The sequence below is a fragment of the Rheinheimera sp. genome, assembly GCF_036782235.1.
GTDB lineage: Bacteria > Pseudomonadota > Gammaproteobacteria > Enterobacterales > Alteromonadaceae > Pararheinheimera.
Genome location: NZ_DAIPZL010000010.1, coordinates 42,006 through 66,000, shown reverse-complemented (window position 1 = coordinate 66,000; position 23,995 = coordinate 42,006). Strand labels below are relative to the sequence as shown.

Here is a 23,995-nt window from a genome sequence, read left to right as displayed (position 1 = left end):
GACCGAACTTCTGCACACCAAGCGGAGCTTTTTTATGAACAAACGGATCTGGTGGATCCTCGCGCTTGCGATACCGCTGTACCCGCTGTTGACCTGGCTGGTGCTGACGTTTTATCAGGACGACCCGTCCAAAATGATCTGGAATGACAGAGAAGCTTACAACCTGAAATATATCAGCCAACTCAATACACAAACCGAACTGACGCAGCCCCAGTTGATTGAAAAACTGGGTGGCCCTGATATTACCGAAGCCAAAAAAGTCGGCAATGATGTGTATCAGCTGATGTATTACCGTACCAAAAGAGAGATTTCCGACGGTATTACCACAAAACAGGAATGCACGGCTTTGTTATTTAAAAACCAAAAGCTGATTGCACTGGCCGAGTCCGCAGTCAGCCGTTATCAGCAGGCCACAGACACTGATGCATAAAGACTGCGCCACGCTGTTACAACTTTACCAGTATCTGGACCGTTATTATCAGCAGTCAGCCAAACAGCAGCTGCCGGATAAAGCTGTACTGCTGGCAGAGCAGCTGGCGAGTGAATTTTACAAACTCAATCAGCTGCAGCCTAGGTTAATGCAAAGCCAGCTTTCACTGACGGTGGCAGGTTACAGCATGACCAGTCAGTTGGCGTTGAAACAAGCGGTGTTGTTAAATCAGCTTGGAAGTGCAGCCCAATGGCCACAAGCGCTTTGCGAAGAGCTGGTGGCTGTGGTTATTTACCGTTTAACCGGCGTGCATCAGCTGCTACAGAACAATGAACACAGCACCACAGAGCTGATGCTCAAGGCCGGTTTATTCAGCCTCAAAGCGGCCGGCAACAGTTTTTCTTACCGGCACTGGCGGCGGTTATTGCGCGACAGCAGTCTGAGCCCTCAGCAAAAAGCCCAATGGCAACAAACCCCTTACGCCGACGCCATCCGTTTTTGCAGCCTGCTCAGCGCTCAGATCACCCCAACACAGCAACAGCAGGTGCTGGGCCTGGATAACGCATTACAGCGACTGTTACAAAACCCGTATCAGGCTGCTGACTTATATTTTGCCAACCTGCTGGCAAGCAGGGGCGGTGAATTACATCTGATTGGACGTTTTTGCAGTGACGGTATAGGTGAAGTGGCGCTTATAAGCCAAATCACACCTGAACCCAAAGCTTATGTGCTTGATTTGGCCAGCAAACAACTAAAGCCAGAACCGGGCCCGCTTTATGATCAGGGCATGAAACTGCTGCCCCCCGCCCGTTTACCCGACAATCAGTGGCTGGAGCTGTTTGTTGGCCAGCATATCGACCCTGAACCGGAACCGCTGCTAAATTTGTCAGAGCTGCACCTGTTAAATCCGAACCAGTCGGTACGTCAACAAGTGGCCTGGCTAAAGAGCCAGCCTCTGGCCGCCAAAGCACTTTGTGCTCAGGCAAGCTTACTAACCAGACAACAACTGCCGGTGCGAGACCCGGCGCATGCTGTTGCACTGGTGGGCGCAGATAATCTGCCATTCTTACTCAAAATCTGCTGGTTGGAACAGCAACAGGCGCTCTGTCGTCAACCTTATGCTCCCTGGTTTTATCAGTTACAGCATTGCCTGGCTGCGTGTTTTGCCCTGCTGGCAACAACCAGTGCAACGCTGGAACTGCCGGCATTACAGGCACAGTTGCTGGCCGGCAGCTTTTGTTTGGTGATGATGCAGGAAGATCATTGCCGCTGGTATCCGCTGCAGCAATCTAACCAGACAGTGCCGCTGGCGTTATTTAGTCATCAGACCAGTTGGCAGCTGAATGATTATCCGCGTCAAGTCAGCCAGCTGGTCGCCAGTCTGGGTTTTAACCGCTTATGGCAGGATGCGGTGCTCTGTTATCGCGAGCCTCTGCCGATGCAAGGTAGCTACAGTCAGCAACAATGTGCTAACGCCTTGATTCAATTAGGCTGGACTTTAGCGGAATCCATTTTTTATCCGCAAACTGCACCAACGGCTGAGCAGCTGCTTACACAAAAATCTGCCGTCCAAGCATTGGATTTAGCCAATGTATCGATGGCACAGCGGCAACAGCAGGTACTTGAACTACATCAATGTTATTGGCCGCTGGCCCCCATTTTGTAGTTTTCTTTCATCACTTTTAGTTATTTTCGGTATTAATTCGCTGTATGGTTAACAAAGACCCATCAACTGGAAACGAATAACGAAAAATGCTATAGTCGCGCCGTTTCCGATGTTGCCAAATGCAGTGTGGTCCCACAGCGGATCCAACTGACGCCAACATCCTTTCCCCGCTTGCCACATTGAAGGAACCCGCATGAGTTCACAAACTATTACCGTTATTAAAGGCGATGGCATAGGTCCAAGTATTGTTGATGCTGCTTTAGCTGTGCTGGATAAAGCCGGTTGTAACTTTAACTATGAATTTGTTGATGCCGGTTTAACGGCGCTGGAAAAAACCGGTGACTTATTGCCACAAGCCACACTGGACGCTATTGCCCGCAATAAAATCACGTTAAAAGGCCCACTGACCACCCCGGTTGGTGAAGGTTTTACCTCTATTAACGTCACTTTACGCAAGAAATTTAACCTGTACTCCAACGTACGCCCGGTAATATCGTTTAAAGGCACCAAAGCCCGTTACGACAATATCGACATCATCACAGTGCGTGAAAACACTGAAGGTATGTATTCAGGTGCTGGCCAGGTGGTGAAAAACGAAGGTGAACTGGCTGAAGCCATGAGTGTGGTTACCCGTGAAGGTTCTGAGCGTATTGTTGAATTTGCTTTTGAACTGGCGCGCCGCGAAAACCGCAAAAAAGTTACTATTGTGCACAAAGCCAATATCCTGAAGTCGACTTCTGGTTTATTCCTGAAAACAGCGCGGGAAGTGGCCGCCCGTTATCCGGATATCCAGGCTGTTGAGATGATTGTTGATAACGCCTGTATGCAGCTGGTAATGAACCCGCAGCAGTTTGATGTCATTGTCACCACCAACCTGTTTGGCGATATTTTGTCTGACTTGTGTGCAGGTTTAGTCGGTGGTTTAGGTATGGCCCCAGGCGCCAATATCGGCAAAGACTGCGCCGTATTTGAAGCTGTGCACGGCAGTGCCCCTGATATTGCCGGCAAAAACCTGGCAAACCCAAGTTCAGTGATCCTGGCATCAATCCAGATGCTGGAATATCTGGGTATGCAGGATAAAGCGAAAAAAATCCTCGCGGCTTTAACAGATGTGATTGCAACTGGCGATCGCACCACCCGCGATTTAGGCGGCACCCACGGTACCACCGACTTCACGGCTGCTGTTTTGGAACGTCTGTAATACCATTGGCATAAAGCTCAGGCACAGTGCTGAAGCTCTGTGCTGGCACCAACCACAAGATATAAAAACCGCAGTTTCTGACTGCGGTTTTTTTATGGCCGCAAGTCGTCTGCACACCACAACTTTTTACCCGCTAATTTTTTATCGCAAATAAGCTGAAACAAAACACTGATTCAGCTCAATTTTGCTTTTTTTTGCTATGGTATGCTGAAAGCCCAAATAACTGTATTTGCAGAGGATGTGCCTGATGGAGTGGTTTGCCAGCCTGTATACCAGTATCGAACGTACTTTTTTCCATAGTTTAAGCCGCAAAATAGCCGGTAATATCGGCTTTTTAATGGTTATTTTCTGGTTGGCACTGTATTTTGCCTACCCGGCGGAGGGCCATGCCGGCACTGTCTGGTGGACAACTTTAGTGCTTGGCAGCTGCGCTTTTATTTTTACGATCTTTTATCTGATGTATCTGATAGTACGGCCAGTACAGGCACTGGTGAAAGCGCTGCATGAAGCCAACCGCAAAGGTACTGATCTGGAACACAGGTTACCGGCTTTTACCTATGACGAGTTTCGCAATTTATCGGAAGAATATAATCAGTTTGTCAGTCAGCTGGGTCAGCTGCTCACCGGCTTGCACCAGCAGGCACAGCATACCCATCAGATCAATGAGCAGGTGAGTTCAGCCGTCAAAACCACCCGCCATCACCTGCAGGATACCGAACAGCGCAGCGAAAAGATCCGCAGTGAAAGTGACCATGTGCTGGATCATCTGGCCAGTATTGTCAGCAACAGTGATCAAATGAACCAGGTGGCACAAACCACGGTACAAAAAGCCGCCAATGCCAGTCAGGGCATGAGCACTTTATCCAAACAACTCAGTGGTATTGTCAGCCTGCTGGAAACCTTTGGTGCCACAGTGCAGGGGTTACAACAAAACTCAGAAAACGTGCGCCAAATTCTGCAAATGGTAGAGAACTTCTCCGATCAAACAAACTTACTTGCGCTGAATGCTGCAATAGAGGCAGCACGGGCCGGTGAAGCTGGCCGTGGTTTTGCTGTGGTGGCCGACGAGGTACGTTCGCTGGCCGCCAAGGTGAATGACGCCACCCGGCAGATCTCCGGTTTTCTGAATGATATGGAGCGCCTGGTGCGGGAAACCAAAACCGAAACCGAGCGGCTTAATGAACAGGCCAAAGGCGCGCAGCAGGATATCAGTAGCACCAGCGATGATTTTATTGCACTGCAACAACAGCTGGATCAGGCGCAGCAAGGTGTGTTGCATATCACCAGCTCAGTGCTTGACCTGGAAAAGCGTTATCAGCAAACCCACCAGCATCTGACCGCGATAGAACAAGGCACCACTGATGCTTATCAGCAAATGTCAGCCATTGAAAGCGCCGGTCAGACACTGTTGCAGGCCACAGCCGAAACCCAACAGCAACTTGGGCGTTTTGGCCATCGCCAGCCTTCAACCAGAGCGCGCTGAAGATAACGCATTCACCAGCTGCAATACACCGGGGTGCGTCAGTTTGCGCTCCGGTGAAATGGCATAAAACACTTCCCGAATCGCATCACTACGCCCTATGACCTGTACTTCGTATTGCTGGCAAATTTTCTGTTCTATCTGTGTAGGTGCCGAAAATATACCAAGTCCTTGTTGGCCAAAGGCCTTCATCATGGCACTGTCGTCAAATTCAGCAACTATTTGTGGGGCTATGCCCTGTTGCTCAAACCAGGCATCCAGCCGCTGCCGGATAATAGACCTTTTACTTTGCAACAACATCGGCTGCTGATGTAAACAAGCGGGAAATTGCCGCTGCGACAATTTTGATAACAACGTGGGGCTGGCAAAAAAGCTGGTGCCGGATTCGGTGATTTCGTGGTTATAGGCTTTAATGGAACTGCCAGGCGACAGCGGCTCGTCTGTTAACACTAAATCCAGTTTATTCACCGCCAACTCTGCCAATAAGGCACTTTGTTCACCTTCACGACAAATCAGCCGAAGCTGAGCCGGTAATGAAAATACGGGTTTGAGCAATTCATAAATGAAAGCCTTGGGCAACACATCGGTTATACCAACGGTAAAAGTTTGCCACTGTGTCACTGTATGGTGTTTCAATACTGAGCGCAGTTCATCGCCCAGCTGGAATATATCTTCGGCATAACCAAAGGTGACCCGCCCCATTTCAGTCAGCGACCATTTTTTGCCAGTCCGGTTAAACAAAGCACTGCCGGTGCTGTGCTCGAGCGCACTGATTTGGCCGCTGATGGTTTGTGGTGTGATATGCAGCTGCTCGCTGATCCGCGCAATGCTGCCCTCTCTGGCCACCAGATAAAAATAATACAGCTGATTAAAGTTAACAGGTGTCATTTTAAAACTTCGGTTTTAACGAACTTAATTTTAGTTATATTCGATTTTACCTTAGAAATCCAGCAGGGTATAAATATTCGTAATTCTGCAAGTACCAGATGGCTTGAAGATTCTGGTGCTGACTTCATCACAACCTGAGGGCATGACTATGGATACACTGCATCGTCAAAGTTACAGCGGTCAGCTTTCCGCCATTGAAACCAATAAAGTTTTACGTAATACCTATACCCTGTTAGCCATGACACTGGCGTTTAGCGCTTTTGCGGCGGCCATCAGCAGCAGTCTGAATTTGCCACATCCGGGCCTTATCATCACCTTGGTCGGTTATTTTGGTTTGCTGTTTTTTACCACCAAATTCCGTAACAGTGCACTTGGCCTGTTAGGTGTGTTTGGCTTGACCGGTTTTATGGGCTACACCCTGGGGCCTATCATCAACCGTTATCTGGCGATGCCAAACGGCGGCGAAATTGTGATGCTAGCCATGGCGGGCACAGCCACGATTTTCTTCGCGCTTTCCGCTTACGCACTGGTGAAAAAGACCAACTTCAGTTTTATGGGCAGTTTTTTAACTGTGGGTATCCTGGTCGCTTTTCTGGCGGGTTTAGGCGCGGTGTTTTTTGAAATTGCGGCTTTGAGTCTGGCGGTTTCTGCAATGTTTGTGTTGCTGATGTCGGGCATGATCTTATGGCAAACCAGCGAAATCGTGCATGGTGGTGAAACCAACTACATCATGGCAACCGTCAGTTTGTTTGTGTCGATCTTTAACTTGTTTACCAGTTTGTTGCAGTTACTCGGTTTTATGAATAGTGACGAGTAACCCAACCTGAAGTTTCCATGTTGTTGTTTTATTGCTGATGTTCCCAGCACCCTTGAGCGAATTACAAATCCGCTCTTTGCCCCCGGTTGACGGGGGCTTTTTTTTGCCCGAGCTTTAACTAAAAGCGGCTCACAACATCTTCTGCAAATAATAACGTTCACCCTCAAGCGGATACTGCTGCTGGGTAAATACCAGCTGATAACCCAGCTGCTGGTAAAAAGGCCTGGCCTGAAAATCGAGCGTATCAAGGAGCACAAAACGACAACCACGCTTTCTGGCAATAGCTTCAGCTTCCAGCATCAGACCTTTGCCATAACCCAGGCCACGGCAATGCTCAGCCACCCACAAATAATCCACCATTAGCCAATTTCCAAAAGTACGGCCGGACAAGCCGGCGATCAGCTCACCGTTTTCTGCCGTTATTTTCAGACCAAGCGGCTGACGTAAAGATGCATCCCAGTGTCTGGCATTAAAACTGACAATTTGCTCTTTTACTGCCTCCGCAAACTCCGGTGAGTTGTCGGTTTTGATTTGCACTGACATCCACTTCACTCCAAAAATACTCAATAAAAACGCTGGCAGCTCCGACAATTAAAGTAAGCAGCGCTTGCTGAACATTAAAACCAGAAAATAACTGCCGGGAAATTTACCGGCTAAGCTACTGAAAGCACAGCCTAATAATTAGTTTTTTTGATAAATGCCTGTTTAATTAAACAATCTTTTAGAAATAACGTTTGACGCCCTGTTTAAAAGCTATACAATGGCGGCAGTTTGAAAGTCAGTACCATATTTATGCACACCGAACAGTTACTGTTGTATTAGTACGTCCTGTATTCATAAGTCATAGCACCACTTCCAGCACCACCGCCTGAAACCAGGCATATTAATCAAATAGATACAGGATATTTATCATGTCTAACACAACTACCGGTACAGTAAAATGGTTCAACGAAACTAAAGGTTTCGGTTTCATCGAACAAGCTTCAGGCCCAGACGTTTTTGCTCACTTCAGCGCTATTTCAAGCACTGGCTTCAAAACTCTGCAAGAAGGCCAACGTGTTTCTTTCACAGTTTCTCAGGGCCAGAAAGGTCCTCAGGCTGAGAACATCGTAGTTCTGTAATAGAACTGTGATTTGGTAAGCTAAGCCTTACCAGCAAAATCAGGGCAACTCTTCGGATGTTGCCCTTTTTTATGTCCACGGAAGGACGGTATGCCGCTGTTGCACGGAGCATTCAGCGGCCATGTCCACGGAAGGACGGTATGCCGCTGTTGCAATGAGCACTCTTTCACTGTACAGCGAAGTCCAGGGAATGGATAAAATAAATGGGGTCAGAGTTTTGCTCTGACCCCATTTATTTTCCGCTTTGCCTTCGGGCTGTTTATTTTTGCAAATGCAGCCTGATGCTGCGAACACACAGGATTAAATTGTGAACAATTTAACATTTGCCAGTCTGGCTCTCCCTCAGGCGCTGGTCGACAATCTGACCGGTATGGGTTACACCGAAATGACGCAGATACAGGCGGCTTCACTGCCTGACATACTGAACGGTAAAGACGTGATTGGTCAGGGGAAAACCGGCTCCGGCAAAACCGCCGCTTTTGGTTTAGGCATTCTGGCCAAATTAAACGTGAAACGTTTTAGGGTACAAAGTTTAGTGTTGTGCCCTACCCGCGAGCTGGCCGACCAGGTTGCCACTGAAATCCGTAAACTGGGTCGCAGCATTCATAACATTAAAGTACTGACTTTATGTGGTGGTGTGCCTTTTGGCCCGCAGCTGGGCAGCCTGGAACACGGCGCTCATATTATTGTTGGTACGCCAGGCCGGGTGGAAGAACATTTAAATAAAGGCTCGTTAAAACTGGACGATTTAACCACCCTGGTGTTGGATGAAGCCGACCGTATGCTGGAAATGGGTTTTCAGCCAGCGCTCGATGCCATAGTGGCCTTTGCTCCAAAGCAGCGGCAAACGCTGTTATTCAGTGCCACTTATCCAAAACAAATTGAAGCCATGGCTGCAGCCCTGATGCAACAGCCACAGCTTATCAAGGTAGAGTCGAGCCACAGCAACCTCAGCATCAGTCAGCACTTTTTTAAGGTGGACGCCAATAGTGAACGCCTGCAGGCGGTCAAACGGCTGCTGCTGGCGCATAAACCTGTCAGCTCAGTGGTGTTTTGTAATACCCGCAAAGAAACTCAGGATGTGGCCGATGCATTGGCTGATGCTGGTTTTAGCGTGCTGGCACTGCATGGTGATTTAGAGCAGCGCGACCGCGACCAGACGCTGGTGCGATTTGCCAACAAATCTGTGTCTGTGCTGGTGGCAACAGATGTTGCGGCCCGAGGTCTGGATATAGACGCGCTGGACGCCGTCATTAACTACCAGTTGGCGCATGATGTTGACACTCACACCCACCGTATTGGCCGCACTGGTCGTGCCGGCAGCTCTGGTATTGCCTGTAGTTTATTCAGCGAGCAAGACGGTTTTAAAATAGCGCTGCTGGAAGATTTACTCGGCCCTATCAAGGCCGAAACGCTGCCGGATGAAAGTGTATTAACACAAGCGCCAGCCAGACCGCCGATGGTCAGCCTGTGGATTGACGCCGGCAAAAGACAAAAACTGCGCGCCGGCGATATTCTGGGAGCCTTGACCGCCGATCAACAATTAGGCCGTGACCATATTGGCAAAATCAGTTTATTTGACGACTGGGCTTATGTGGCAGTGCGCAGTGACATTGTCAAAATTGCACTTGGCATGTTTAACAAAGGCATTAAAGGGCGCAATATCCGCGTGAAGCAAGTGAGTTAACAAACTCCTCCTGTAATGATGGCGGTTTTATCAGAAACCGCCTGCTTGCGGGCAAAATCACCATTTATTGGTGAAATAGTTGATCCCCACTCCCTGTAATACATATTAAGCAACTGATTTAAAACAAAAATAAATCTGGTATTGATGTTGCAAACACTGGTTATCAAACAACAATCTGCATCAGTGTTTCATCAATATAAGGGGCTTACCATGGAGTTACTCAGACTTATCTTTAATATTTGCTGGTTTGTGATGGGGGGTCTGTTGATGGGGCTGGCCTGGTGGTTAGCCGGCATTCTGTGTTTTATCAGCATTATTGGCATTCCGTTTGGCCGCAGCTGTTTTGTCATTGGCCAATTGGCGTTCTGGCCTTTTGGTCAGGAAAGTATCAACAGACGTTATTTGCAAAAATACGATGATATTGGCACCGGTGGTTTTGGCCTGTTAGGCAATATTCTCTGGTTTATCTTTGCCGGATTCTGGCTGGCCTTGGGTCACCTGCTGCATGCAGTGGCTTGTTTTGTGACGATAATTGGCATCCCGTTTGGGCTGCAACATCTCAAACTGGCAATGCTGACGTTAAGCCCCATTGGCCAGACCATCAGATCAAAGACGGTATAAACAAAGTCTGCTCATTTACTGAGTCCGGCGCTGCTTTGATGCTGCAGCGCCTGACCCAGCAAGGCAAAATAATCCAGCCAGCAGCGCTGCAGTTGTTCACTTAACACTGTGGCCGGATATAAACCCGCTTTGGCCGCCGGCCCTTTTAAACAACCCGATACCAAAAAACTGTTTTTCAGCTGCTGCCGCTCCAGCATCTGTTCAAAAGCGCGCGCGGCCATTTCTTCGGGCATAGCGTAATAATATTGTTGCTGCATCTGGTCATAACGGCGGCAATGGCGGAAAAACTCACTTTCATCAAGGCCGGTTTCATCCAGATATAACAACTGGAATGCCCTGGCTAAATAGTCATTCAGCCGGTGCGGCACATAACTGTCGTGCTTTAACCACAAGGCGCTGGCAAAACTCTGCGCTTTGGCATTAGCAAACATTTTCCCTGCAATATAATGGTCAAAAGCGTGAAACCACTCATGCGCCAGACTGCCACCACCGGCATTTTTCGCCAGCGCCAGAATACGGCCCTGCGGCTGATAATAAGCACAGCTGCCCGGCCGGCCGCCAATACCAAAAGTGAGCGACAGACTTTCATTCAGCGATATCACCTGAGCTGGCACCGCCAGTAACAATTGCAGATCACAAAGGGCATCAAAAAACAGATTGGCGGCAATTTGCTGCTCAGCTGCCGTGACCCAACGGCCAATACGGATACTCTGAAAACCAAAAATTTTTACTATATCGCCAAAGCTGACGTCTGCCCCACTGCGATGAGGTGGGCCATTACGAAAATAGGGCCGCGACAGCCTGCTGTGCCCTGCACTCTGTTCTGTCCTTGTAATTGCAGAACTTTTGCCGCTCATCACAGCATCCGTTAAGGCAATTTCAACTGGCGGCCACCATCCAGCGCCAGTACCCGGCCGGTAATATAGCGGCTTTGCAGCAGATACTGAATGGTTGCCAACACCTCACCAGGCCCTGGTTCTATTCCCAGCAGCGATTTTGCCAGCGCTTTTTGTTTGTACTCGTCATCATCGCCCTGATTAAACATCAATAGCGCCGGTGCTATGGCATTTACTTTTATGTGGGGAGCCAGCAAGCGTGCCTCTGAGAACGTCAGATTCTCGAGCGCTGCTTTGGAAGCGGCATAAGCCTGATGTTTTTCGCTGCCAACAGTGGCAACAAAATCACTGATCTGAATAATATCAGCCGCACCACCGCCGGCAAGCTGCGCCTGCAATAACGGCAATAAGGCCCGGTTCAGTAAATAAGGCGCTCTGGCATGGATGGCCATCATGGCATCAAACACCTGCGCATCCTGCAGCAGTTGCTGGCTGAGGTTATCAGGCTGTAACTGCTGATCTTTATTCCAGTCAGACGCATTGTGAATAATGGCGCGAAGCCTCGGCGTATGTTGCCGGACTGTAGTCACCAGCTGCTGCAGGCTTTCCAGCTGGGTTAAATCGGCCTGCAGACAAATCACACCGGCTTGTTCCAGTGCATCAATACTTGAGTGTCTGGTGCGGTAGCTGATGACCAGCTGATAACCCTGCTGCTGCAGCTGTTCAGTACAATACAGGCCAACACGCTGGGCGCCGCCTGTTAAAAAAATCACCTCTTTCATCCGTTACTCCGAAAGCTTGTTGCTGGGGTTATTGTGCCATAAGCAGGCGGCAAACTGCTTTAGCCTTTGTATTGGCTGGGGCAATAAGCGCGGTTAATGTCCGGATGGCGCAGCTGCAGGTGTTTGGTCAGCCTGCCCTGCACCCGGGCGCGCCAGCGTTTAAAAGCGCTTTTTGGCAGGGTACGACGCATCAGCTGACGAAGCCTGGGTTCATTCAGGCCATACAAGGTCTCTATGGCTTCAAATGGGGTGCGATCTTCCCAGGCCATTTCAATAATACGGCTCAGATCAGCAGCGGAAAAATCTTCGGGGTGGCACATCGGCTTTGTCTCTGGCGCAAAATTTATCTTTGGCGGAACAATTGACAGTTACGGCTTTGGCACAAGGGCGGATCAGCAAGAGGCAGACAACAGGGCGGGAACTCAGCGTCAGGCTGGGAGCTGATGCCTGTACAACAGCTCCCTGCTTTATCCTGGTGGTACAGACTTTAACCAGGCATTTTTGCCCAGGCCGCACACCAGCCGTTGTTATTCACCAGTTTGCCCGGGAATATATTACATGGCCGCCATTCAGCTTTGGCATCGCCTTTAATTTGCATACAGTTGCCACAAGTTGCACCTTCCACAGTAGATTTGTGCACGTATTTCATCGCCACTGCCAGCGGATCATCCAGCTTCACCTGCTCTTCTGCAAATACCCGCAGGCTGGTGCCGCCCATAGTGACGCCAATCAAAGTGGCAGTGGAAAGTTTCAGAAAATTGCGACGGTCGAGTTGACTCATGGTGTTGCTCCTGTTGTTTTTGATCTTGCCAGCAGTTCTACGTCTGCCGCTTCAGTATGGATGATTATCCATAGTTCGAAAGCGGAAGTTTTTGATCCGGCGCATAAAAAAACCGCCAGCCCGGCAAAAAAACCGCAAATCATCAGGAGCAGCTGCTGAAGTTAACAGTGCAGGCAATATCAGCATGCGATGTTCAATCCCTGCTGCCGCTTGATTGGGCTGCAGTAGTTATTGCCGGTTTTTCCCCGGCAATAACAACACCAAGCTTAACAATAACAACAGCGGCACCAGCACCAGCTGATTAAATACATCCGCTTCTATACGCAGATTCAGCCAAAGCACAGCACTCCACTGCAGCAGCAGCGCCAGTCCATGCCAGAATGTCAGTTTCATACCAAACTCCTTATTGCTGCATTTATCGCCAGCTACTTTACAACCGGCTTAACAAGGCCTAAAGTGGCATTAATGACATTAAAAAGGCGAATAAAGACAAAATGCAACAGGTGGTGATTTTGATCTATCCGGGAGTTTGTCTGGGCCAGGTGTGTGGCATGCAGGATTATTTCCGGTTTTGTAACGATCTGGCAAAACATCAGAACCCGGACGCCGCCGCTTTATATCAGGTGCGACTAATGCACATCACTGGCGCTACTGAGTACCGTGATGGAGTGCTGAGCCTGCATTGTCAAACTTTGTCGCTGGATAACGCCGATCTGGTGCTGATCCCGGGCAGTTATGCCCATAGCGCCCAGGCTTTACACAGCATCGCCCAACTTTTTGCCCAGCAAAAAGCACTGCTTCAGGCCGCTCACGATCGCGCTGTGCCCATTGCCGCCAGCTGCAATGGCAGTTTTGCGCTGGCCGCCACCGGACTTCTGAATGACAAAAGTGCCACCACCTGCTGGTTTCTGGCCGATTTTTTCCGCGAGCTTTACCCCGAAGTGACCTTAACAGTGGATGCTAAAATTCAGCAGGCTGACGGGCTTTATACCGCCGGCGCCACCAGTGCTTATCTGGAATTGTGTTTATACCTGACCCAAATTCAGCAAGGCGCCCGTTTTAGTCAGCAAATGGCAAAAATTATGCTAACCGACCCGCAATGCGCATCCCAGGCACCTTATTTAACACTGCAACAGCTGCTGCCGCATCAGGACGATAAAATTGCCCAGGTGCAACAATATCTGCGCAGCCATCTTTCTGAAAATATTGAACTTTCAGCCCTTGCCGACCATTTTGCGCTGACGCCAAGGACCTTATTAAGACGCTTTAAACAAAGCACAGGTGACACACCTATGGCTTATTTACAAAAATTGCGCATTGAAAAAGCCAAACTGCTGCTGGAAAGTAGTTTATTGCCGGTGGAACAGCTGTTGCCGGTGGTGGGTTATGAGGACGTGTCGTCGTTTCGCAAGTTATTTCAGCAATACACCAGCCTGACACCTAAAGCTTATCGAGAGCGTTTTTATCTGGCGGAAAAACACTAAACCTCTTATTGGTCGCTAAAAGCAAAACCATTACGGCCATTGGCTTTGGCTTGATACAACGCATTGTCGGCACGGCGCAGCATGCTATCGTAGTCGGCTTTGCGGACATCATCCACACAACAGATGCCAATACTGATACTGACAAAATCAGCAGCCTGGTTGTATTGATGTGGCAAAGCGGCCTGGCGGAACAGGTGCAGCAACTGGCTAGCAATAGCACTGGCCCCTGCGACATTGGTGTCAGGTAAAATGGCAATAAACTCTTCACCACCATAACGGGCCACTAAGTCGCTGCCACGATTGATGCCCTGCTGCAATAGCTGCGCTATGTGTACCAGAGTGTCGTCACCAGCCTGATGACCATAGTGGTCGTTGTAGGCTTTAAAACAGTCCACATCAATCATCAGCAAGGTCAGCGGCCACTGCTGTCGCTGTGCCTGTACCAGTGCCTGATGGAACTGTTGCTCAAAAGCACGGCGGTTGGCAAGACCGGTTAAGCTGTCGGTGTAAGACAGTTGCTGTAATTCCTGCTGCTGTGTGGCCACTGTACTGGCAAAATAAGCAAAAGAACGGGCAATAGCGGCAATTTCGTCATGGCCTTCAATCTGATAAGCCGCGGCTTTACCCTGCACCTGCAGCAATACGTTATGGTTCAGTTGCTCCAGCCGGCGCACCACCCTGCGGTGGATCAACGCTATGGCGACCAGTAAAAACAAAATCACCAATAAAGCGCCGGATAAAATCTGCCTGTTGTCCTGCTGCAGCTGTTGCTGAATTTGTGCAGCGTCGCCAAGCACGGTACCGCTGATGTCATAAGCGCTGTTTTCGGCAAGGCGGGCATAATCCAACACCAGATTACGCACAAAATTGCCACGCCCTGTGGCACGACCGCCGATGGCAAGCTGCTGCTCGCGCAGTGGCAACAAACCTTCAGTTTCCAGCAATAAAGAGCGTAATTGCAGATCGGATTTTTCCGCCAGCTCCACCTGATTGGCCGGCAGTGCTGCTCTGGCCTGACGCAGCCGTAACATTTGCTGTTCAACCTGCTGTTTCAGCTGACGCAGCTGCATCATGCGGTTTAAATCACTGGCCTTGCCCGACAAAGTCACCACAGCAGCAAACTCCAGCAACCACAAACTATGGCGTTCTTCATCCGCCAATGCCAGTTTACTGGTATAAGCCTGCACCTGTTCGTACAGCTGGTATATCTGTTGCTGACTAAGCCGTACCTTGCTTTGCAACTCCAGCCGCTCCGACATCAGCTGATTCAGATTATCAATTTCTTCGATCAGCGCCACCAGTTGGGCATTCTGATAAAAACCGGTTTGCCACTCTTTGGTCAGGCTTTGCAACCCCTGCAGATTCAGCTGAATATCCTGATACAGGTTATGCCGCACCGCCTGACTGGGCGCACGGCTTAAAGCTTCAGTTAAAAAAAGTAACTGATTGATCTGACTGTACACCCGGCTCGACTGCACAACTGCCGGAATGGCCGAGCCTGTGATGTTTTGCAATAAATGCTGAAAACTACCCAGCCGGTTTTGCACCAGCACGGCCATGGCAATAAACAACAACAACACCAGAAGCGAAGTCAGGGTCAGCATCATGGTAATGGAATAACGACGGCGAACCTGTGTTGGCCTGATATTGTTCATGGTGTGGTCCGCCCCAGATCAACCAGCCGCCCTTCAATCATAGGCGCCACCTGCTGCTGCTGTTTGATGTAATCCACGACCACCTCTGACACCAGCTTATTCATCTGATTCGGATAATTCTGTTGTGACAGCTCGGTCAGCATTTTATAACCGTCGCCACCTCCGGCCATATAATCAAAAGTGGCCAGTGTATATTTTTTATTTAAATCCAATACCTTGCCTTGTATTGTCACATCAAGAACCCGCTCACCAACCGGCTTGCGACTGTCGTACCGCACCTGCATGCCCGACAAATGTGCAAAACGGCCACGTAATAATTCCAGTTCACTAAAGGAGTTTTCCAGGGCTGCCAACAGCTGCTGACCGCTGATTTGCAATAACACCACCTGATTACGGTAAGGCAGCTCCATCGCAATATCCTTACGGGTTAAAGTGGCACCGGCTTTATATTGTTTTTCGCCCCTGATGTTGCCGGAATTTAACATGGCTATATCGGCGCCGGCATGTTGCCGCACGGCATCGGCCATCAGATTACCAAAAGCATTCTCTTCACTGCGCACAGAGCGCCTGGCGGTGTCGAGCGCAACCAGAGTTATGCCAATTTTTTCACCCAGCAACTGCTCCAGCCTGGCGCTGTGGTTTTTCACCACACTCAGCACCTTAGGTTCAGGCGCAAAATTTTTCAGCAGCACAATATCGGGTTTTACCTGCAAAGATGCCGGCTCAGATTTTTGCCAGCTTAAATCCAGCACAGCCACTTCAGAAGAAGCCATCAGATTAATATGTCTTGGCGAATCCGGCGCTTTAACCTGGGAGGTAAAACGGAACAACTCGTTTTTGCGCAGCGCAATATCAATCACCTGCTGCGACAATAAAGGTTCGATAAAATCAAAACTGGCGCTGTATAACAACACTATCAGCTCGGCTCCGGCCTGACGTAATAATACCGCCTGCTCGCGCACTGCAGTTTTAGCATCAAAAATCATTACTCTTTTGAGCGGGTATTGCTCCTGTGCCGCCGGCGACAATACCGAAATGACGCCAATTTTGATATCGCCCTGCTGCACCAGCACACCGCTTTCCAGCCCGTCCAGATTGGCGCCTGTAATAGGGTCATATAAATTACTGGCCACCAACGGGAAAGACGCTTCGTAACTGCGCTGCGACAATTCATCTTCGTAAAAACTAAATTCTCTTTTGGCCACGCCCATCGCATCGGGCTCAAGTAAATTCAGCAAATCGATAATGTGCGCACCCCGATCGAAGGATGACAAAGTGCTGGGACCTAAACTGTCGCCACCAAACAGAAAAAATAGCGGCACCGGCTCACGGCGGTATTGTTTGAGTAAAGTGGCGAGCTCGGCATAATCGCCGTGTTCAGTTTCAGCAATACGGGGAATTTCAGAAGTAAACACCAACCGCGCCTGACGTTGCACATTGTTATTGGTTTCGTTGCCATGACCCGCCATGGCTGTCCAGAGCGGCAGGCAACAGCACAACAGCAACAGCTTGAGCCAGCAGGAGTTGTTGCCAGATTTGCGCTTTTTTGATTTCACTTTATACCAACCTCTGCCACTGCCGTTTTTGCCACTGCCTGAAGGATGCAACAGCGCCGCGGGCGCTGACTTAGTATGCCGACAATGTGTCGGCCATGGCAAAAGGTTTTCTGCTTATTACGACCAAAGTTGCAGTAAAACCGTAACTTAACTTCAGTGTAAGTCAAAAAAACGCTTTGTGTCATAAAAGCGCACCGCTCCCGCGTGCAGCCAGGTTCAAGCCTGTACCTTGTTGCGCTGACAACAATAATCATTGCCTCGCTGAAAATTTATGCTATAAATGAAAGCGCTTTCAGGCAATAAAAATACGACAACTCAACACAACAAGCCAGGTAAGACACCACTTCAGTTGTGATCAATGCGCTACCATGTGGCTCATATTTAAAATAAACCAGTTTAAACAAGGATTTAACCTGATGACGCCCAAATTCCCTGCCACCAGGCGCCCGCTTTTTGCATTTGGCAGCCTGCTGTTAGTCGCTCTGGCGGCCTGTCAGCCTGCACCAGAAACAACAGGCAATAACCAATTGCATCCTGATGCGGAGCCAACAACAGCCCAGAGCAGCACGGCCAAGCCAGCGTTGCAACCAAGCGCCCCGCAGAACCCGGCGACCGATCTGGCCCTGTGGCCTGAGTTAACTGCGGCAGTTGCAAGCAACCCTGAGCTGGAAGAGCGGCTGGAGAAAATTTTAAAAACCATGACACTGGAGCAAAAAATTGCCCAGATGATCCAGCCGGAGATCCGCGATATTACCGTCGCAGATATGCGCAAATACGGCTTTGGCTCTTACCTGAATGGCGGCGGCTCTTTCCCGGATGGCAATAAACAGGCCACACCACAAGACTGGATCAAACTGGCCGAAGCCATGTATCAGGCCTCCATTGACGATTCAGAGGACGGCTCCACCATCCCCACTTTCTGGGGCACAGACGCTGTGCACGGCCACAACAATGTCATCGGCGCTACTTTGTTCCCGCACAATATTGGCCTTGGTGCCGCCCGTGACGAACAACTGATTGAAAAAATTGCCCGCGCCACTGCGCGCGAAGTGATGGTAACCGGCATTGACTGGGTGTTTGCACCTACTGTGGCCGTGGTAAGGGACGATCGCTGGGGCAGAAGCTACGAAGGTTATTCTGAAGATCCGGAGATTGTGCGCTCGTACGCCGGCGCCATAGTGCGCGGTTTACAGGGCGCGACGACCGACAAAGATTTTCTTGGTGCTGAGCGAGTGGTCAGTACTGTCAAACACTTTATTGGGGATGGCGGCACTGAAGGGGGTGTTGATCAAGGCAACAACACCGCCAGTGAAGCTGATTTAGTGCGCCTGCACGCCCAGGGTTACGTCGGTGGTCTTGCTGCTGGCGCTCAAACCGTGATGGCATCTTTTAACAGCTGGCATGGCGTTAAAAACCATGGCAACCCTTATCTGTTAACCGATGTGTTAAAAACCAGAATGGGTTTTGATGGTTTAGTGGTGGGTGACTGGAACGGTCATGGTCAAATTCCGGGCTGCAGCAATGAAAATTGTGCAGCGGCCGCCAAAGCGGGTTTAGATGTGTATATGGTACCCACCACCGCCTGGAAACCTTTATACGAAAACCTGATAGCCCAGACCAAAGCCGGTGAAATTCCACAAAGCCGGATTGACGATGCGGTGCGGCGTATTTTGCGGGTGAAACTGCGCGCCGGCCTTTTTGATAAACCAAGTCCGGCCAACCGGCCTTTGTCGGGTAAAACCGAACTGATAGGGTCACAAGAGCACAGAGCTATTGCCAGAGAAGCAGTGCAAAAGTCACTGGTGCTTTTAAAAAACAACAAGATGTTGCCGCTAAGCCCAAAACAAAAAGTGCTGGTAACAGGCCCTGGCGCCGACAATATTGGTATGCAAAGTGGCGGCTGGACCATTACCTGGCAAGGCACCGGCAATCAGAACAGCGATTTCCCGGGCGGCAGCTCCATTTATATGGGTGTAAAACAACAGGTGGAAGCCGCTGGTGGTTCGGTTGAACTGAGCAGCGACGGCAGTTATCAGCAAAAACCTGATGTGGCCATCGTCGTTTACGGTGAACAGCCTTACGCCGAAGGCAATGGTGATATCGACAATCTGGAATATCAGCGTGGCAATAAAACCGATTTGGCGATGCTGAAAAAACTCAAAGCCGATGGCATCAAAGTGGTGTCGCTTTTTATCAGCGGCCGGCCGCTTTGGGTAAACCCGGAAATCAATCAGTCTGATGCTTTTGTTGCCATTTGGTTGCCAGGCAGCGAAGGTGCGGCCATTGCCCCTGTGTTATTCCAAAGTGCCGACGGCAAAATACAACAGGATTTTCACGGCAAGCTGAGTTTTTCCTGGCCGCAACACCCCAATCAAACCAGCGTCAATCGTGGTGATAAAAACTATCAGCCGCTGTTCCCTTATGGTTATGGCCTGAGCTATCAACAAAACGCAGAAGCTTTGGCAAATGCTCTGTTGCCTGAAGACAACAACAATACCGCTGCCAGCCTGGAGCCACTGGTGCTGTTTAACCGCGACCTGAAAGCGCCCTGGCAGCTGATATTACAAAGTGGCCCACAAAAAGCCGCTGTCAGCAGCAGCCAGCAAAATCTGGGCGCTGTCAGCATCCGCAGTTTTGATTATCAGGTGCAGGAAGACGCCCGCGAACTGGTGTTTAGTGAAGCAGCCGCCAGCAGCAACGCCGGTATTGCCATTATCAGCAGCTTCCCGCGCGACTTACGCGCCTACCGCGAACAGCCGTCGGTGTTGAGCCTGACACTCAAACGCGACGGTACAGTACCAGACAAAGTACTGCTTGCCATGGCCTGCAATGAAAAGTGCAGTGCAACGCAGAATATCAGCAAAGCCTTAGCTGCGATGCCAGAAGGCAGCTGGCAACAGCTGCACCTGAACCTGGCATGTTTTGCTAACCAAGGTGTTGATTTTGCTCAAATTGGCAATGTGCTGACATTAGAATCCCAGGGCGCTTTAACGGTAAGTTTCCACCAGCTGCAAATTCAGCCGGTTACCAAACTTGGTGCTGATGCAGTAGTGATGGCCTGTGAGTAGGCTGTTGCTGCCCGGAGCGCCGGGCATGACGCTTTGATTTTAAAAACGACGCTTTTTAGCGTCGTTTTTTGTTGGCCAATACTCTGATTTTGTGATGCCTGCGGCATGGCGCGGGCATTAAATAAAACAAACACTTAGCTGTTAAGGCACACTGTCACCTATGTGGCTGCACTTAAAACCACCCGTGCAAAGCCCGCTTCTATAACCCCATCAGCTGCAAGCTAAAAACCAGCCCATGCCGCTGGCATCAACTCAACCAGCAACGCCTTTGGCTTACATGAAAGCCAACACCAGCCCCATGTTGCCAAACATGACAACAAAAACGGCTGCAAAAGCAGCCGTTTTCAGCAAGAAGCGGTTAACGCTTTTCCGCAAAAAAGCTAAGCCTCTTTGGCCATACTTAAAAGCTTTGGCAAAAACTCTTTATCCATGGCCGCCAGCTCCACTTGCTCTGCCAACACTTCGTGCAAAATATTGTCTGTGGTTAGTGGGTTGGCCAGTACCACGCGAAACACCACTGTGTCCTGGCGTTGGTATCTTTGTGGTTTTAACCGGGTGCGGGAGACAAAAGATTTACCCTCTTCACGCTGGCGTTTTTGAATAAATTTGGTGAGCCCACTTAATAGCTCATTAAACTTCTGCAGCCGCTCCGTATCACCTGCTACTTTGGCTTTTTGCATCGCCTGTTGCACCTTGGCTGGCACATAACGGTAGGTTAATAAACAAAGCTCAGGGGCGGTGATCAGCTCAAACTCCGGATGCAGGTCGATTAAACCGGCAAAATAACGGGCTTTTTCTAAGCTTCGGTTGATCAGAATTTCATAGCCTTTGCGGCCTATCACCTGCAAACAGGCGTGCACCAACATTGCCATGCCGGGGCGTGAGCCTTCCAGCGTCTGGCTGCCTAAGTCTTTGGAGCCTTTCCTGAGGATATATTCGGCGTGATGTTCAATGGCATGCGCTGCTGACGGGTGCTTAAACACCACCATACCGGCGCCCATAGGCACATACATTTGTTTATGCGCGTCTATGGTCACTGAATCAGCGCGTTCAATACCTTTGAGTAAATAACGATATTTATCAGAGAGTAAAGTTGCACCACCCCAGGCGGCATCCACATGGAAATGGCAGTTTAAGTCGGCAGCTAAATCGGCCAGTTCGTCCAGCGGATCGATATTGCCGGTTTCTGTAGTCCCAGCCACGCCTACTATCGCCATCACGCGGATAGAACGTGCCGCTAAATCAGCGGCAACGCGGCGCATTTCATTGCTGTCGACTTTATTGTGTTCGTCGGTTTTCACCGGGATCAGCATATCGCGGCCAATACCCAGAATATCGGCAGCTTTACGCAGCGAATAATGGCCACGCTCCGACACCAGAATGGCTAAATCCTGATACCCGTAGTGGCGCATAGCGCGGAATAAACCTTCTTTGGCCACGCCTTTAAAGTCGCCGTCCGGGCGCAATAATCGGTTACGGGCAATCCACAGCGCCGTCATATTGGCCACTGTGCCACCCGAGCAAAAAGCGCCTAAGGAATGATTGGCACTGTGTAGCCACTTTTTATAAAAACCTTCACTTTCGCCGTACACCAGGTGGTGCATCATGCCGAGCACCTGACGTTCCAGCGGCGTAAAGGCCTTGGAGGTTTCAATTTTTACCAGGTTTTGATTGAGTCCCACCATCATTTTGGACAGGGGCAACACAAAATAAGGCAAAGCCGAGGTCATATGGCCAATAAAACTAGGGGCCGCTGTATGCACCGAGTGCGCCACCAGCTTTTCCATCATGTTTTCGGCATAATCCGACACAAATTTTGGTTCAGCCGGAATTTGATACGCCTGAAAATCACGTTCGATTTGCCACAGTGGTTTTTCCACTGCCACTATGCTTTCGCGCAAAAAACCCGCCAGGTTTTGCGAAATATTCTGCTCAATAATACTGAGCGTGGAGTCTGGCGCTTCCGGCACCGTGAAAATGCGCCATAAAGCTTCTTCCGAGGCCTCAGCCTGGCGTTTCAAATCGGTCATAAGCTCTCACTGGATGTCTTTACGCCTGTGCATCTGACAATGGCACAGGCACAAAAAGGTCAGTCAAAAAGGGATTCACTGTACTAAAAGTGTCATTAAATGTCTGCAAAAAACTGGTGTTGCCGGCCAAACTGGTCGGAACAGCATCAGTCTGTTGCTGTCCTGGTGGCAACTCCCGCAGCACGTTCAGCTGCGAAGGCCAGTGCCCTTGTTGATCAGATGCATAGCAATACCAAACAACAAACCGATAAAACTCAGCATCACGGCAAAAGCCACTGTGATACTGACATCGGACACCCCTAAAAAACCATAACGAAAGGCGTTGACCATATACACAATAGGGTTCGCCGCCGCCACCTGTTGCCAGAAACCCGGCAATAAGGTTAACGAATAAAACACCCCACCTAAGTAAGTCAGTGGTGTTAACACAAAAGTGGGCACTATGCTGATATCGTCAAAGGTTTTGGCATACACAGCGTTAATAAGCCCACCCAGTGAAAATAAGGTGGAGCTTAATACCACTGTGGCAATAATCACGGCCAAATGGTGAATACGGATATCAACAAAAAACAGACTCAGCAAAGTGACAATTAACCCCACCAGCACCCCACGGGCCACGCCACCGCCGACATAACCCAGCACTATGATGTAGTTTGGCACTGGCGCAACCAACAGCTCTTCTACATTACGCTGGAACTTGGCACTAAAAAAACTGGACGCCACATTGGAATAAGAGTTGGTGATCACCGACATCATAATCAGGCCAGGCACAATAAATTCCATGTAGCTAAAACCGCCCATATCCCCGATACGGGAGCCGATTAAACTGCCAAAAATAATAAAATACAGCGTCATGGTAATGGCAGGCGGCACCAGGGTTTGCACCCAGATGCGCATAAATCTGTTGGTTTCTTTGTTCAGAATACTCTGAAAGGCAATCCAATAACGACCAGACATCAGGCTTTTACTCCTTGCGCGTTTTCCACCAGACTGACAAACAATTCCTCCAGCCGGTTGGCTTTATTGCGCATTGACAACACTTCCACCCCTTTGGCTGATAAAGCCGCAAATACCGCGTTGACGCCCTGGCCTTTTTCCACGTCAATTTCCAGTGTATGGTCGTCAAGCTGACGCACGGTAAATCCGTCCAGTTGCTCCACTTTGGCGCTACTGGCTAAATCCAGCACAAAGGTTTCTTTGGTCAGCTTGCTGAGCAGCGCCTTCATACTGGTGTTTTCGACAATACGGCCCTGGTTAATAATGGCGATATTACGGCACAGGTTTTCCGCTTCTTCCAGATAATGGGTGGTCAGAATAATAGTGACACCCTGCTGGTTAATGTCTTTTAAAAATTCCCACATAGAGCGGCGTAATTCTATATCAACCCCAGCGGTAGGCTCGTCTAAAATCAACAACTTAGGTTCGTGCATTAAAGCACGGGCTATCATCAGCCGGCGTTTCATCCCACCTGAAAGCTCACGCGAGCGGGCGTGGCGTTTATCCCACAATCCAAGTTGGCCTAAATATTTTTCCGCGCGCGCCAAAGCCACAGTTTTATTCACGCCATAATAACCGGCCTGATTCACCACAATTTGCAGCACAGTTTCAAACTGATTAAAGTTAAATTCCTGCGGCACTAAGCCCAGCTGGCTTTTGGCATCTTCCAGCGCGGTATCTATGTCAAAATCAAAGACTTTGACTTTCCCCGAACTTTTATTGACCAAAGAGGCAATAATACCAATACAGGTACTTTTGCCGGCGCCATTGGGGCCAAGCAAAGCAAAAAAGTCCCCTTGTTGCACCTGCAAATCGATGCCACTCAGTGCCACAGTGCCACTTTTATAGGTTTTTTTCAGTTGTTGAATATCAAGCGCGAGCGTCAAGTAAAACTC

22 protein-coding genes are annotated in these 23,995 nt (G+C 49.6%); 10 read left to right on the top strand and 12 right to left on the bottom strand.

What is annotated here, in order from left to right; all coding sequences use genetic code 11:
* Positions 1-34: 34 nt before the first annotated feature.
* The 4 genes from V7P87_RS11965 to V7P87_RS11950 all read left to right on the top strand — a co-directional run bounded on the left by V7P87_RS11965 (position 35) and on the right by V7P87_RS11950 (position 4,780).
* A complete protein-coding gene (locus V7P87_RS11965) occupies positions 35-430 on the top strand; it encodes a DUF3192 domain-containing protein (RefSeq protein ID WP_333797632.1) in 396 nt (131 codons plus the stop codon).
* Positions 423-2,096, top strand: coding sequence for a hypothetical protein (locus V7P87_RS11960; RefSeq protein WP_333797631.1), 1,674 nt, complete (start codon positions 423-425; stop codon positions 2,094-2,096). The genes V7P87_RS11965 and V7P87_RS11960 overlap by 8 nt, the downstream gene beginning before the upstream one ends.
* A gap of 193 nt (positions 2,097-2,289) precedes the next feature.
* On the top strand, positions 2,290-3,297 hold the full coding sequence (locus V7P87_RS11955) for an isocitrate dehydrogenase (RefSeq protein WP_260657261.1): 1,008 nt from the start codon (positions 2,290-2,292) through the stop codon (positions 3,295-3,297).
* Positions 3,298-3,544: 247 nt separating this feature from the next.
* Positions 3,545-4,780: a methyl-accepting chemotaxis protein gene (locus tag V7P87_RS11950; protein WP_333797630.1), complete on the top strand. Its 1,236-nt coding sequence runs from the start codon at positions 3,545-3,547 to the stop codon at positions 4,778-4,780.
* On the opposite strand, the gene nhaR is transcribed toward V7P87_RS11950, so the two are convergent.
* Positions 4,763-5,665, bottom strand: a complete 903-nt coding sequence (nhaR, locus tag V7P87_RS11945) for a transcriptional activator NhaR (protein WP_333797629.1) — start codon at positions 5,663-5,665, stop codon at positions 4,763-4,765. The genes V7P87_RS11950 and nhaR overlap by 18 nt on opposite strands.
* 148 nt (positions 5,666-5,813) lie before the next feature.
* Between nhaR and V7P87_RS11940 the strand changes: the two genes are divergently transcribed.
* The gene (locus V7P87_RS11940; RefSeq protein WP_260657264.1) at positions 5,814-6,482 is read left to right on the top strand and encodes a Bax inhibitor-1/YccA family protein; all 669 of its coding nucleotides are present in this window, start codon (positions 5,814-5,816) and stop codon (positions 6,480-6,482) included.
* Between the two features lie 129 nt (positions 6,483-6,611).
* On the opposite strand, the gene V7P87_RS11935 is transcribed toward V7P87_RS11940, so the two are convergent.
* The gene (locus V7P87_RS11935; RefSeq protein WP_333797628.1) at positions 6,612-7,025 is read right to left on the bottom strand and encodes a GNAT family N-acetyltransferase; all 414 of its coding nucleotides are present in this window, start codon (positions 7,023-7,025) and stop codon (positions 6,612-6,614) included.
* Positions 7,026-7,393: 368 nt separating this feature from the next.
* Between V7P87_RS11935 and V7P87_RS11930 the strand changes: the two genes are divergently transcribed.
* The 3 genes from V7P87_RS11930 to V7P87_RS11920 all read left to right on the top strand — a co-directional run bounded on the left by V7P87_RS11930 (position 7,394) and on the right by V7P87_RS11920 (position 9,911).
* On the top strand, positions 7,394-7,603 hold the full coding sequence (locus V7P87_RS11930; protein WP_260657266.1) for a cold-shock protein: 210 nt from the start codon (positions 7,394-7,396) through the stop codon (positions 7,601-7,603).
* A 307-nt stretch (positions 7,604-7,910) separates the two neighbouring features.
* Entirely contained in the window at positions 7,911-9,290 is a 1,380-nt protein-coding gene (gene dbpA / locus V7P87_RS11925) for an ATP-dependent RNA helicase DbpA (RefSeq protein ID WP_333797627.1), read from the top strand.
* Positions 9,291-9,500: 210 nt separating this feature from the next.
* Positions 9,501-9,911 (top strand): YccF domain-containing protein, encoded by a 411-nt coding sequence (locus V7P87_RS11920; protein ID WP_333797626.1) that lies wholly within the window; start codon positions 9,501-9,503, stop codon positions 9,909-9,911.
* Positions 9,912-9,922: 11 nt separating this feature from the next.
* Here the strand turns inward: V7P87_RS11920 and V7P87_RS11915 are convergent, their stop codons facing one another.
* The 5 genes from V7P87_RS11915 to V7P87_RS11895 form a co-directional block, all read right to left on the bottom strand.
* Entirely contained in the window at positions 9,923-10,768 is an 846-nt protein-coding gene (locus tag V7P87_RS11915; RefSeq protein WP_333797625.1) for a CLCA_X family protein, read from the bottom strand.
* 11 nt (positions 10,769-10,779) lie between these two features.
* Positions 10,780-11,529 carry a dihydromonapterin reductase gene (folM, locus tag V7P87_RS11910; protein ID WP_333797624.1) on the bottom strand — a complete coding sequence of 250 codons (750 nt, stop codon included), beginning with the start codon at positions 11,527-11,529 and terminating at the stop codon, positions 10,780-10,782.
* Positions 11,530-11,588: 59 nt separating this feature from the next.
* Positions 11,589-11,849, bottom strand: a complete 261-nt coding sequence (locus V7P87_RS11905; RefSeq protein ID WP_333797623.1) for a TIGR03643 family protein — start codon at positions 11,847-11,849, stop codon at positions 11,589-11,591.
* A gap of 167 nt (positions 11,850-12,016) precedes the next feature.
* The gene (locus tag V7P87_RS11900) at positions 12,017-12,310 is read right to left on the bottom strand and encodes a high-potential iron-sulfur protein (protein ID WP_333797622.1); all 294 of its coding nucleotides are present in this window, start codon (positions 12,308-12,310) and stop codon (positions 12,017-12,019) included.
* Positions 12,311-12,538: 228 nt separating this feature from the next.
* Positions 12,539-12,703 (bottom strand): hypothetical protein, encoded by a 165-nt coding sequence (locus V7P87_RS11895; RefSeq protein WP_333797621.1) that lies wholly within the window; start codon positions 12,701-12,703, stop codon positions 12,539-12,541.
* 158 nt (positions 12,704-12,861) lie between these two features.
* Between V7P87_RS11895 and V7P87_RS11890 the strand changes: the two genes are divergently transcribed.
* Positions 12,862-13,794, top strand: coding sequence for a GlxA family transcriptional regulator (locus V7P87_RS11890; RefSeq protein WP_333797620.1), 933 nt, complete (start codon positions 12,862-12,864; stop codon positions 13,792-13,794).
* Between the two features lie 5 nt (positions 13,795-13,799).
* Here the strand turns inward: V7P87_RS11890 and V7P87_RS11885 are convergent, their stop codons facing one another.
* The gene (locus V7P87_RS11885; RefSeq protein ID WP_333797619.1) at positions 13,800-15,449 is read right to left on the bottom strand and encodes a GGDEF domain-containing protein; all 1,650 of its coding nucleotides are present in this window, start codon (positions 15,447-15,449) and stop codon (positions 13,800-13,802) included.
* Complete coding sequence (locus tag V7P87_RS11880) at positions 15,446-17,005, bottom strand: bifunctional metallophosphatase/5'-nucleotidase (RefSeq protein WP_333797618.1); 1,560 nt, start codon at positions 17,003-17,005, stop codon at positions 15,446-15,448. Before V7P87_RS11880 ends, V7P87_RS11885 begins: the two co-directional genes overlap by 4 nt.
* 416 nt (positions 17,006-17,421) lie before the next feature.
* Between V7P87_RS11880 and V7P87_RS11875 the strand changes: the two genes are divergently transcribed.
* On the top strand, positions 17,422-20,073 hold the full coding sequence (locus V7P87_RS11875; RefSeq protein WP_333797617.1) for a glycoside hydrolase family 3 protein: 2,652 nt from the start codon (positions 17,422-17,424) through the stop codon (positions 20,071-20,073).
* A 380-nt stretch (positions 20,074-20,453) separates the two neighbouring features.
* On the opposite strand, the gene panP is transcribed toward V7P87_RS11875, so the two are convergent.
* The 3 genes from panP to V7P87_RS11860 all read right to left on the bottom strand — a co-directional run bounded on the left by panP (position 20,454) and on the right by V7P87_RS11860 (position 23,986).
* Positions 20,454-22,103, bottom strand: a complete 1,650-nt coding sequence (gene panP, locus V7P87_RS11870; RefSeq protein WP_333797616.1) for a pyridoxal-dependent aspartate 1-decarboxylase PanP — start codon at positions 22,101-22,103, stop codon at positions 20,454-20,456.
* Between the two features lie 186 nt (positions 22,104-22,289).
* Entirely contained in the window at positions 22,290-23,060 is a 771-nt protein-coding gene (locus tag V7P87_RS11865) for an ABC transporter permease (RefSeq protein ID WP_296296185.1), read from the bottom strand.
* Complete coding sequence (locus V7P87_RS11860) at positions 23,060-23,986, bottom strand: ABC transporter ATP-binding protein (protein ID WP_333797615.1); 927 nt, start codon at positions 23,984-23,986, stop codon at positions 23,060-23,062. Before V7P87_RS11860 ends, V7P87_RS11865 begins: the two co-directional genes overlap by 1 nt.
* Positions 23,987-23,995 lie beyond the last annotated feature (9 nt).